Here is an 11,895-nt window from a genome sequence, read left to right as displayed (position 1 = left end):
CCGTACCTACAGAAGGAGGAGAGACCCATGCCCGGACTGCTTCGAGGAGTGGCCCGCACCGCCGTGGTCGCCGGAACGGCGACAGCCGTGTCCAACCGCGTCTCACGGCGGCAGGCCGGCCGGTGGGCCCAGCAGGACGCGACGGCCGCGCAGGACGCCGCCCCCCAGGCGCCACCGCCCGCCGCTGCGCCCGGCAGCAGCACCGACGACACGATCACCCAGCTCCAGAAACTCGCCGCCCTCAAGGAGCAGGGGGTGCTGACCGAAGCCGAGTTCGCCACCCAGAAGGCGAAGATCCTCGGTGCCTGACCGCCTCAGGCGGAGCCGACGGCCGGCGCGGGGATCACCGGCCGATGGCACCGCCCGACCGTCCCTCAGCCCCGGCCGCGCTTCCGCGGCCGGGGCGACCTGCGCAGGCCCGACGGGAAGAAGCAGAGCAGGAGCGTGGCCGCGAACTGGAGGCCTTGGCTCATGAAGTCGACCGACTCCAGCCGCTTCCACAGGGCCTCGACCCACGAGCCGGCGTACCGCCGCTCGCCGGCCTCCACCATCCGCTTCAGGTGTCGCACGCCCCGGCGGTCGTCGAACCTCATGTCGCGCGGCTCCTCCAGCCCGAACCCGCGGGAACTCCTCGCACCGGGCGCCGACCGTCGGCCGACAATCGGCCCACGTCCGTCCTCGCCGGGGCCCGTCCGACGGGTCACGTGCCGACCCGTCCTCGGCGCACCGTCAATGCTCCGGCTGCGGTGCGGTGTCGTCGAGGTCCCAGGTGAGGTGGTCGACGACGGCGGCGAGGCCGTCGATGCGGGCGATCTGGAGGCAGAGGGCGGCGGCGTCACCGCGCGTGCGGGTGCGGCCGGTGATGGAGACCCGGCCGCGCTCGCAGCGGACGTGCAGCGAGGTCGGGACCGCGCCGCTCCCGGGGGTGAGCGCGAGGGCCAGTGCTTCGGAGCGGATCGCCTCGTCGTCGCGGCGCAGGGCGTCCAGCAGGTCGTGGGACGACAGCAGGCCGGTCAGGCGACCGTCGGCGTCGACGACGGGCAGGTGGTGCAGGGAGTGCTCGGCGAGCAGGGAAGCCGCCGCGGCGGCGCTCGTCGTGTCGGTGACGGTGACCGCGGGCGAGGTCATGAGGTCGCGGGCGGACAGCTCGGCCTCCGTGTCCTCGCCGGCGTACGCGGTGAGGAGGTCGGACACGGCGACCGCCCCGGCGACCGCCCCGTCCGCCGTGACCACCGGCACGATGCCGCGCCTGGATGCGCTCAGCACGGCGGCCACGGTGGCGAAGTCGGTGCCGGGGGTGACCGCGACACCGGGGTGGCTCATGCAGTCGCGGACCAGCGTCCGGCCCGGCGGACGGGCGGGCTCGGTGTCGGGGAAGGTCAGGGCCGGCGCTCCGTCGAGGATGCTGTGCTTCACGGGGTTCACTTCCCTTCGGCCGCCGCCGGTCGCCGGAGCCGCCGCAGGTAGGGATCGAAGGAGGGCCGGGGTTCGAGACGGACCCGGGCGTCCACGCAGACCGCGCCGTCGGGGTGGACGATCACGGGGTTGAGGTCCGCCTCGACGAGCTCGGGGACGTCGTCGGCGAGCCGGGACAGCCGCGCGAGGACGGACCGGACGGCGGCCAGATCCACGGGCGGCGTCCCGCCGACGCCCGCCAGCAGCGGTGCGCTGCGCAGTTCGGCGGGCATGGTGGTGAGGTCGCGCTCGCTCAGGGGGGCGAGCCGGGCGACCCGGTCGGCCAGGACGTCGGCGGCGGTGCCGCCCAGGCCGAGGACGACGAGCGGGCCGAAGACCCGGTCCTGGACCACCCCGGCCAGCAGCTCGATGCCGGGAGCCGCCATCGGCTGGACCACCGCGCCGGCCAGTTCCGCGCCGAAGCGCCGGGTGAAGTCGCGGTAGGCGGCGCGCACGTCGTCGTCCGTGGCGAGGCCCGTGCGGACCGCGCCCGCCGCGCTCTTGTGGACCTGCCCGGGCCAGTAGGCCTTCAGCGCCACCTCGCCCGCGTGCGCGAGTCGGCGCAGCCCGGCGGCGGTGGCGACCGCCGCCTCCTCGTCGCGCGCCCAGACGGACGTGGTCAGTGGCAGCCCGTAGGCCGTGAGGAGGTCGGCGGTGCTCAGCGGGTCGAGCCAGCCGCCCTCCGGGTGCGCGGTGAGGTAGCCGTCGACCAGGCTGCGGGCGGTGCGCCGGTCGCAGTCCGGGGCGTCCGCGGGGGCGGAAGGGGGTTCGGCGAGCCAGCGCGCGCGCTCCCGGGCGTGGCCGAGGGCGCGGGCGGCCGCGACGGCGTCCGAGTAGACCGGCAGCTCGCCGCCGAAGGCGCAGTCGCGCAGACGGACGGGCACCTGTTGTTCCAGCAGCACGGCGGCGGTCGGGACACGGCGCCGGGCCGGGCCCTCCAGCAGGGCGTGCGCCGGGTCGCCGTCGCGCGTGGTGGAGAGCGCGGTCGGCACCAGGCACACGAGGATGGCGTCGATGGCCGGTTCGCGCTCCAACGCCCTCAGGAAGTAGGTGAGTTCGACCGGGCCGATCGACGCCGTGGTGTCCACCGGATTCCGGACGGAGGCGCCGGCGGGGAGCAGCCCGGCCAGCTCCTGCGGGAGTTCGGGCAGCACGAGGCCGGCTTCCGCGCAGGCGTCGGCGGCCAGGATGCCGATGCCGCCCGCGTTGGACACCACGGCGACCGCTCCGCGCGGGGCGATGAGCGGCTGCGTGTGCAACAGGGCGGCCGTCTGGACGAGTTCGTCGATGCTGTGGACGGCGGTGATGCCGGCCTGCCGGAACAGGGCCTCCCGGGTGACGGTGGGGGTGGCGGCCGCCGCAGTGTGCGAGGCGGCACCGCGGCGGCCTGCGGCGGAGCGTCCGGCGTCGACGGTGAGCACCGGGATCGTGCGGGTGACACGGCGGGCGGTACGGGCGAAGGCGCGCGGGTTGCCGAAGGACTCCAGGTGGAGCAGGGCGAGGTCGGTGCGGCCGTCCGACTCCCACCACTGGAGCAGGTCGTTGCCGCTGACGTCGTACTTGTCGCCGAGCGACACGAAGCTCGAAACCCCGATGCCCAGCCAGGCCAGCCGCTGCAACAGGGCGATCCCCACGCCGCCGCTCTGTACGGCCACCCCGGCCGTACCGGTGCGCGGGAACGCCCCGCCGAATTCGGCGTCCAGCCGGACGGCGGGATCGGCCTGGGCGAGGCCGAGGCTGTTCGGGCCGACGAGGCGCATGCTGTGGCGGCGGCAGGCGGCCATCAACCGACGGGCCTCCTCGGCCCCGAGCCCTGCGGTGAGCACCACCAGCGCCCGGACCCCGGCGGCACCGCACTCCTCCGCCACGCCCGGGACGACGGCGGCCGGAACGGCGATCACCGCGAGGTCGGGCACCGCGGGCAGGGCGGCGACGGACGGGTACGCGGGCACGCCGTCGATCTCCCCGGTGTGCGGGTTGACCGCCCAGAGCGCGCCCGTGAAGCCGCCCCGGCGGACCTTCCCGAGGACGGTGCGACCGACCGATCCCTCCCGTCGGGAGGCTCCGACCACCGCCACCGACGCGGGCCGAAGCAGCGCCGCGAGGCTGGCCACGTCGGCGCGGCGGCCGCGCTCGTCCACCGCCGTCCGGTAGCGCTCGTCCGTCTCGTCCAGCGGCACGCGCAGGCGCACCTCGCCCTGCTGGAACCGCCTCTCGACCGGCAGGCCGAGATCGGCGAAGACCTGGAGGACGGCCCTGTTGCCGAACAGGACGTCGGCCTCGAAGAAGCGGACGCCGTGCGACCGGGCGGCGTGCACGAGGTGTTCGAGGAGCAGCGTGGCCGCACCCCGGTGGTGCCACCGGTCGGCCACCGCGAGGGCCAGCTCGGCCGTCTCCGGCGGGTCCTCCAGCAGCTCGCAGTCCGCCTCGCCGACCAGTTCCTCCCCTGCCCAGGCGCCGATGGCCAGGACACCCGGACGCTCGCCGCAGAGCCGGTCGGCGGCCTGCGCCGGCGCGTTGCGGCTGACCCCGAAGAACCGCATCCGGCGGCTCTCCTCGGACATCCCGTCGGTGTGCAGAGCGAGGACGGCCCGGTGGTCCTGCGGACCGAGCGGCCGGATCGATACCGTGGTGCCGTCGGCCAGCAGGGCCTCGGAGGCGCTCCTCGGCAGGTGGACGGTGGACATGGCTCATCTCCTCGGCGGTCGCCGTTGTTTCCTCCAGCCTGAGCACGCGGCCACCGGGGCGCGAGGGCCGACCGGCCCCGACCGCCGCGCCGTTCGGCGTGGCGGTCGGGCCCGCAGGGCCTCGGGAACCGAACGGCGCGGCGGGCCCCGAGGGGCACCGGCCGCCCGGCGACGAGCGGCCCGGCGGTGGTGTGCGCAGACTGGAGGCAGGCCGGTCGGCACGGAGGTGAGCGGTGGGAGCGGACCAGGCCGCGGGGCATCCCGACATGCCGGACCCGTGGACCCTCCGCTACCGGGGCTTCGACCCGGGAGAGGAGGGACTCCGGGAGGCGCTCTGCGCGGTCGGCAACGGTTACGTGGTCAGCCGCGGCGCCGCGCCGGAGTCGGTCGCCGACGGCATCCACTACCCGGGCACGTACGTGGCGGGCTGCTACGACCGGGCGGCATCGACGGTCCTGGGGAACGTGGTGACCAACGAGGACCTGATCAACTGCCCGAACTGGCTGCCGTTGACCTTCCGCCCGGTCGGCGGGGAGTGGTTCACCGGCCCGCCCGCCGAGCAGACGCTCGAGCTGGACCTGCGCCGGGGCGTGCTGATCCGCGACGCCGTGGTCGAGGACGGGCACGGGCGGCGCACCCGGCTCGTCCAGCGCCGATTCGCCAGCCAGGCCCGGCCGCACCTGCTCGCGCTGGAGAGCACGTTCACACCGGAGAACTGGTCGGGCCTGCTGGAGGTCCGCTCGGCGCTGGACGCCCGCGTCGCCAACACGGGCGTCGCACGCTACCGGGGGCTGGCCGAGCGCCACCTCGTGCCGGTGGGCCAGGGGGTGGACGAGTACGGGCTGCTCTGGGTGGAGGCCGAGGCAGCGGGCTCGCCCCTGCGGATCGCCCTCTCCGCCAGGACGGACACGGACGGGGCCTCGGCGGTGGCGACCGAGCGCCACGAGGGCTGGGCGGCCCATCTCATCACCGTGCCGGCCGAGCGCGGCCGACCGGTCACGGTGGAGAAGACGGCGGCGCTGTACACCTCCCGCGACCTGGCCGTCGAGACCCCGCTGCGCGCCTGCCTCCTGCTCGCCGCCGAGGCCGCGACCTTCGAGGAACTGCTCTCCGAACACGTCCTGCGCTGGACCGAGTTGTGGCGCCGCTGCCGGATCGACGCCGACTTCGACGGCACCGGACCGCTGCACCTGAACCTGTTCCACCTCCTTCAGACGTACACGGAACACTCCGTCGACCTGGACGTCGGCGTCCCGGCGCGGGGGCTGCACGGCGAGGCGTACCGGGGGCACGTCTTCTGGGACGAGCTGTTCGTCCTCCGGCTTCTCAACCTCCGCTTCCCCGAGCTCGCCCGCGCCGTGCTCCGCTACCGCCACCGCCGCCTCGACGCCGCCCGCCGCCTGGCCCGCGGGGCCGGCCTGCGCGGGGCGATGTACCCGTGGCAGAGCGCGAGCGACGGTCGCGAGGAGTCCCAGCAGCTGCACCTCAACCCGTTGTCCGGCCGCTGGCTGCCCGACCACAGCCACCTCCAGCGGCACGTCGGCTCGGCGGTCGCGTACAACGTCTGGCAGTACTACCAGGCCACCGGGGACCGGGACTTCCTCGCCGAGGCCGGCGCCGAGACGCTGCTGGAGATCGCCCGCTTCTGGTCCTCCGCCGCCACCCACGACCGTGACCGCGGGCGCTGGTCGATCCGCGGCGTGCTCGGCCCCGACGAGTACCACGACGCCTACCCGTGGACGGACCGGCCCGGCCTGGACGACAACGCCTACACGAACGTGCTGGCCTCCTGGGTCCTGGCCCGCGCGCAGGACGCCCTCGACGTCCTGCCCGGCTACCGGCGCGACGAGCTGTGCGAGCGGCTCGGGCTCGACGCCCTCGAACTGGACCGCTGGCAGGACGTCGGACGGCACCTCCACGTCCCGTTCCACGAGGGCGTCCTCAGCCAGTTCGACGGGTACGAGCGGCTCGCCGAACTCGACTGGGCGGCCTACCGCGCCCGCTACCCCGACCTGCGCCGCCTCGACCGGATCCTGGAGGCCGAGGGCGACACCGTCAACCGCTACAAGGCGTCCAAACAGGCCGACGCGCTGATGCTCTGGTTCCTCTTCTCCGCCCGGGAGGTCCGCGACCTGCTGCGCCGCCTCGGCTACCCGGCCCATCACGAGCTGCTCCGCCGCACCACCGGCTACTACCTGCGGCGCACCGTCCACGGCTCCACCCTGAGCTCGGTGGTGCACTCCTGGGTCCTCACCCGCTCCGACCGGCGGGCCTCCTGGCGCCACTTCCGCGACACCCTGGCGGCCGACCTTCGGGACAGCCAGCACGGCACCACCGCCGAGGGCGTCCACCTGGGTGCCATGGCCGGCGCCGTCGACCTCCTGCAGCGCTGCTACACCGGTCTGGAGGTCCGCGAGGACGCCCTCTGGCTCGATCCGCGGTTGCCCTCCGCCCTCAGCCGTCTGGAGCTGGACCTGCGCTACCGCGGGCACTGGGGCGTGACGATCTCCGTCGAACGGCGGACGGTCACGGTGAGCCTGCGAGAGGACCGGCAGGACCCGGTCCTGATCCGCCTGCGCGGCACGGAGGCGGCGGTCCGCCCGGGCGAGACCCGCCGCTTCAGGCTGTGACGCGCGCGGCGCTCAGCGGCGCCCGGACCAGCGCGGCTCCACCTGCTCCCAGTCGTGCTCCCAGCCCGTCTCGGCCCGCCGGTCCAGTGCGTGGCGGCGCAGCGCGTAGCCGCCCTCCGCTGCCAGGCCGAGTACGGCGACGGTGGTGAGGCCCGTCAGGACGGAGTCCGAGAGGATCAGATCGGCGCTCCTGGGTGCCGCGACCGGCTGCCCGGCGTCGTTCAGGCCGACCGGGACGGCCGTTCCGGCGAGGGTCCCGTCGGGGACGGGGACGCTTCCGCTGCCGGGGCCGGCCGGGTACGTCCAGCGGGCCGGGGCGTGGGCCCTCGTGCTGCCCGCCCGGGGGTCGTCCGACACCGCCGCGCCGGTGGTCAGGGCGGTGACGACGTGCCGGTGCCGGGCGGCCTGCAGCGCGGTGTGCGTCTCCGCGCGGTACACCGCCAGCGTCGCCACCGTCGCCGCGACGAGGGCCGCGAGCACGGTCAGGACGAACCCGGCGACCAGACGGCTGTAGGCCCGGTCGAGCGGGCGGCAGAGCGGGTTGTGGTCGTGCCCGGCGGCCCGGCGGAGGTGCTGTCGCAGGGACGTGCCCGGGGCCGGGTGCGGTCGCGTGGTGGCTGGGGCGGACATGGCGCGCCTCCTGGACTTCCGGGGTGGCCTACGGGCTCGTACCTCAGCGTTCCTCCGTCGGGGCCGGGGCCCCAGGGCCGTGCGGACCCCACATGCGGGACCGTCCGGCCCCTGCCGCACGCGCCTCGCGGTGGTGCCATGGAGGTACGGACGGCCGGGCCTGCCCGGCCCCGCACCGACCTCGGGAGGATCGTGATGAAAGCCGCGCTGGGAGACCGCATCATCGTCCAGGGCACCCGGCCGGGCGCGACCCGCAGGGACGGCGAGATCGTCGGCCTGCACCACCCGGACGGCAGCCCGCCGTGGGACGTGCGGTGGTCCGAGGACAACCGGGTGACCGAGTACTTCCCGGGCCCGGACGCCCGGATCCACCACTACGAGCACGCGACGGCGGCCACCGTCACGCCCCACCCGCACCTGTTCGCCGACTGACGGACCGCCGCCGTGACCGTCGCCGAGCACGCCACCGCCCGTGGACTGACCGGCGCCGAGGCGGCCCGACTGCTCGACGAGGACGGGCCGAACGAGGTCTCCGCCGGCCGCCGGGTGCCGCTGTGGGCCCGGGTCGCCGCCCAGCTGCGCGATCCGCTGATCGGCGTGCTGCTCGCGGCCGTCGCGCTGACCCTGGCCATCGGCGACCACCCCGACGCGGTCGTCATCGGACTGGTGGTCGTGGTCAACACGGCGGTGGGCGTCGTCCAGGAGGTCCGGGCGGAGAGCGCGGTCGCGGCCCTGTCGCGCCTCTCGGCGCCCAAGGCCCGGGTGCTGCGCGACGGTTCACAACAGGAGGTGCCCGCCGCCGGGGTGGTACCCGGCGACGTGGTGGCGCTCGCCGAGGGGGACATCGTCCCTGCGGACGCCCGACTGGTCGACTCGGCCGCCCTGCTGGTCGACGAGTCGATGCTCACCGGCGAATCCGTCCCGGCCACGAAGGACGCACGGGCCGGGACGGAGGCGGAGGGCCTCGTCTCCGCGGGCACGGTCGTGCTGCGGGGCAGAGCGCTCGCCGTCGTCACCGCCACGGGTGCCGCCAGCGCGCTCGGCCGGATCGCCGCGCTGCTGCGCCCCCGTCCCGAACCCACGCCGCTCCAGCGGCGGTTGGCCGGGCTCGGGCGGGTGCTGGCCGCCGTCGCGATCGGACTGTGCGCGCTGGTCTTCCTGCTCGGGCTGCTCCGCCACCAGGCGCCCGGCGAGATGGCCGTGACGGCGATCAGCCTGGCCGTGGCCGCCGTGCCGGAGTCGCTGCCGGCCGTCGTCACGCTCGCGCTCGCGCTGGGCGCGCGCCGGATGGCGGCCAGGCACGCCGTCGTCCGGCGGCTGCCGGCCGTGGAGACGCTCGGCTCGGTCACCGTCCTGGCGACGGACAAGACCGGCACCCTCACCGAGGGCCGGATGGTGGTCGAACGGCTGTGGACCCCGCGCGCGGAGGCCACCGTCACCGGCCTCGGGTACGCCCCGCACGGCGACGTCCTGATCGACGGCCGCCCGGCCCCGGAGGAATTCGGAGAGCTGCTCCGGACCGCCGCCCTCTGCAACGACGCGGGGCTCCGTGCACCGGAGGAGGAGGACGGCGAGTGGGGCGCGCTCGGCGATCCCACCGAGGCCGCGTTGCTGGCCGCCGCGGCGAAGGCCGGTCAGGGGGACCCGCGGGAGCGGTGTCCGAGGATCGCCGAGACGCCCTTCGACAGCGTCCGCAAGCGCATGAGCACCGTGCACCGGGTGCCCGACGGATCGGTGCTGGTCTGTCTCAAGGGCGCGCCCGAGGCGGTGCTCGACCCGGCCGTCCTGGACGAATCCGCGGAAGTCCTGGAGCTCGCCAGGGGCGCCGCCGCCCGCTTCGCCGCGGAAGGCTTCCGGGTGCTCGCCGTGGCCGGGCGCGTCGCGCGACGGGCCCCGCAGAACGCCGAGACCGGCCTGCGCCTGCTCGGCCTGACCGCGCTCGCCGACCCGCCCAAGCCCTCGGCCGCCCCCACCCTGGCCGCCTGCCGCCGGGCCGGCATCCGCCCGGTCCTGATCACCGGCGACCACCCCGCCACCGCACGGGCACTGGCCGTCCGTGTGGGCCTCCTCGAACCCACCGCCGGGCCCGGGGCCGTGGCGAGCGGGGACACCGCCGACGTCACCCGGACCCGGGTCTTCGCCCGCACCGATCCCCGGCAGAAGCTCGACATCGTCCAGGCCTGGCGCGCCCGCGGCGCCGTCACCGCGATGACCGGCGACGGCGTCAACGACGGCCCCGCCCTGCGCCGCGCGGACATCGGCGTGGCCATGGGCCGGCGCGGCACCGAAGTCGCCCGCCAGGCCGCCGACCTCGTCCTCGCCGACGACGAACTCGCCACGGTGGTCGGAGCGGTGGAGGAGGGCCGCCGGGTCTACGACAACATCCGCCGCTTCCTGGTGTACGGGCTCGCCGGCGGCGCGGCCGAGATCCTGGTGATGCTGGCCGGCCCGCTGTTCGGCCTGGCACTGCCGCTGCGGGCGGGCCAGATCCTCTGGATCAACCTGCTCACCCACGGCCTCACCGGCGTCGCCATGGGCGCGGAGCCGGTCTCCCCCGGTGCGATGTCCCGCCCGCCGCGACCGCCGCAGCAACACGTGCTCGGTTCCGGCCTCTGGCAGCGGGTGCTCCTCCTCGCCGCGGTCGTCACCGCGGCCTCGCTGGGCGCCGCGCTCTGGGCCCGTCACGGTGAACGCCCCTGGCAGAGCATCCTGTTCGTCGCTCTCCTGGCCGCCCAGCTCGGTGTGGTCCTCGGGCTGCGCGAGCGGCTGCTGACCCGCGCGAACCCGTTCCTCCCCGCCGCCGTCCTCGCCTCCGCCGCGCTCGCGGCGGCGGCCCTCTACCTGCCGTTCCTCCGTGACGTCCTCGACACCGTGCCGCTGTCCTGGTCCGACCTCGTCGCACCCGCCCTCGCCGGCCTCGCCGGGTTCGCGGCGGCCCGGCTCCGCAAGCAAGGGATCTGACGCCATGTCCGACACCACCTCCGGCGCCCTGGTCACCGACCTGTACGAGGTGACGATGGCCCTCTCCTACCTGCGGGAGCGCATGACGGCGCCGGCGACGTTCGGCCTCTTCGTCCGCACGCCGCCACCCGAACGCGGCTTCCTCGTCGCGGCGGGGCTGGAACCGGCCCTCGACCACCTGTCCGCCGTCCGGGTGACGGAGGCCGACGTGGCCGCGCTCGCAGCGGTCCTGGACCGCCCGCGCGCCGACCTCGAACCCCTGCTCGACCTGCGCTTCACCGGCGAGGTGCGGGCCGTACCGGAGGGGCGGACCGTGTTGCCCGGCGAGCCGCTGCTGGAGGTCACCGCACCGCTGCCGGAGGCGCAGCTGGTGGAGTCGTACCTGCTCAACCAGGTGTGCCACCAGACCGCGGTGGCGTCCAAGGCCGCCAGGTGCGTGCTGGCGGCGGGCGGTCGGCCCGTGGTGGACTTCGCGCTGCGCCGCACCCACGGCGTCCCGGCGGGCGCGCAGGCGGCACGACTGGGCGCGATGGTCGGATTCGCCGGGACGAGCAACGTCGCGGCGGCCGCCGCCTACGGGCTGCGGGCGGTCGGCACGATGGCGCACTCGTACGTCGAGGCATTCGGCGACGAGGCCGAAGCCTTCCGGGCCTTCGCCCGGGCCCATCCGGGGCCGGTCACCTTCCTCGTCGACACGTACGACACCGCGGGCGGAGTGGCCGTTGCCGCCCGCGTGCTGAGCGAACTGGGGCTGCACGAGGGCTGCGCCGTCCGACTGGACAGCGGAGACCTGGGGGCGCTCGCGGTCACCGCACGACGGATCCTGGACGGGGCCGGGCTGCCCGACGTGCGGATCACCGCGAGCGGCGGCCTGGACGAGTACGGGATCGACCACCTGGTGCGGTCCGGGGCTCCGATCGACGTCTTCGCGGTCGGGACCCTCGTCGGGGTGGCGGCGGACGCGCCGTTCGTGGACGCCGCGTACAAGCTGGTCGCCTACGACGGACGGCCGATGATGAAGCTCTCGACGGGCAAGGTCTCCGCGCCGGGCGCCAAGCAGATCCACCGTGGCCCGGGGCTCACCGACACGATCGCGCTCCGGGACGAGCCCGCACCGCCCGGCACCGAGCCCCTGCTCCGGACGGTCATGACGGACGGCAGGCGGACGGGCCCGCCCGGAACGCTCGCCGGGGCCAAGGCCGCGTTCGAAGCCGACCTCGCCCAGCTTCCGCCCGCCGCACGGAGGATCCGTTCCCCGCGGATGCCCACCGCCGCCGTGTCCGAACGGCTGGCCCGCCTGACCGCCGACGTCCGGCATCGGATCGAGCAGCGGATCGCACGCTAGTGCCCGGTGCGCCGCCGACGCGGCGGCCACCGGTCACGGACGTTTCAGGAACCTCAGGTAGAACGCGACGAACACCAGGACGATCCCGGCGTTCACCATCAGCCGCTCCCGGAACGAACAGGACGTCCACACCGACCACGACTGCCACCATGGCGAGCACGTAGACCACGGCGACCGACTGTCTTCC

General features: G+C 75.4%; 9 protein-coding genes. 5 read left to right on the top strand and 4 right to left on the bottom strand.

What is annotated here, in order from left to right; translation table 11 throughout:
* Positions 1-27 precede the first annotated feature (27 nt).
* Positions 28-309 carry an SHOCT domain-containing protein gene (locus tag AB0C76_RS24135; protein WP_359969076.1) on the top strand — a complete coding sequence of 94 codons (282 nt, stop codon included), beginning with the start codon at positions 28-30 and terminating at the stop codon, positions 307-309.
* A 65-nt stretch (positions 310-374) separates the two neighbouring features.
* Here AB0C76_RS24135 and AB0C76_RS24130 read toward each other — a convergent pair whose 3' ends face one another.
* The 3 genes from AB0C76_RS24130 to AB0C76_RS24120 form a co-directional block, all read right to left on the bottom strand.
* Positions 375-593: a hypothetical protein gene (locus AB0C76_RS24130; RefSeq protein WP_359969073.1), complete on the bottom strand. Its 219-nt coding sequence runs from the start codon at positions 591-593 to the stop codon at positions 375-377.
* 136 nt (positions 594-729) lie between these two features.
* The gene (locus AB0C76_RS24125) at positions 730-1,416 is read right to left on the bottom strand and encodes a CBS domain-containing protein (RefSeq protein WP_359969070.1); all 687 of its coding nucleotides are present in this window, start codon (positions 1,414-1,416) and stop codon (positions 730-732) included.
* A 5-nt stretch (positions 1,417-1,421) separates the two neighbouring features.
* The gene (locus tag AB0C76_RS24120; RefSeq protein ID WP_359969067.1) at positions 1,422-4,142 is read right to left on the bottom strand and encodes a GNAT family N-acetyltransferase; all 2,721 of its coding nucleotides are present in this window, start codon (positions 4,140-4,142) and stop codon (positions 1,422-1,424) included.
* 233 nt (positions 4,143-4,375) lie between these two features.
* Here AB0C76_RS24120 and AB0C76_RS24115 point away from each other — a divergent pair, with 233 nt between their 5' ends.
* Positions 4,376-6,772 (top strand): glycosyl hydrolase family 65 protein, encoded by a 2,397-nt coding sequence (locus AB0C76_RS24115; RefSeq protein ID WP_359969064.1) that lies wholly within the window; start codon positions 4,376-4,378, stop codon positions 6,770-6,772.
* Between the two features lie 12 nt (positions 6,773-6,784).
* Here AB0C76_RS24115 and AB0C76_RS24110 read toward each other — a convergent pair whose 3' ends face one another.
* A complete protein-coding gene (locus AB0C76_RS24110) occupies positions 6,785-7,402 on the bottom strand; it encodes a hypothetical protein (RefSeq protein WP_359969061.1) in 618 nt (205 codons plus the stop codon).
* Between the two features lie 195 nt (positions 7,403-7,597).
* Between AB0C76_RS24110 and AB0C76_RS24105 the strand changes: the two genes are divergently transcribed.
* From AB0C76_RS24105 to AB0C76_RS24095, 3 genes are read left to right on the top strand one after another with little or no spacing between them, the layout of a single operon-like run.
* Entirely contained in the window at positions 7,598-7,834 is a 237-nt protein-coding gene (locus AB0C76_RS24105) for a DUF1918 domain-containing protein (protein WP_359969058.1), read from the top strand.
* A 12-nt stretch (positions 7,835-7,846) separates the two neighbouring features.
* A complete protein-coding gene (locus AB0C76_RS24100) occupies positions 7,847-10,363 on the top strand; it encodes a cation-translocating P-type ATPase (protein WP_359969055.1) in 2,517 nt (838 codons plus the stop codon).
* A gap of 4 nt (positions 10,364-10,367) precedes the next feature.
* Complete coding sequence (locus tag AB0C76_RS24095; protein WP_359969052.1) at positions 10,368-11,708, top strand: nicotinate phosphoribosyltransferase; 1,341 nt, start codon at positions 10,368-10,370, stop codon at positions 11,706-11,708.
* Positions 11,709-11,895: the final 187 nt, after the last annotated feature.

The sequence above is a fragment of the Kitasatospora sp. NPDC048722 genome (assembly GCF_040650235.1).
Lineage (GTDB): Bacteria > Actinomycetota > Actinomycetes > Streptomycetales > Streptomycetaceae > Kitasatospora.
Note: the sequence above shows the minus strand (reverse complement) of the source record. Positions and strands in the feature narration are given on the sequence as shown.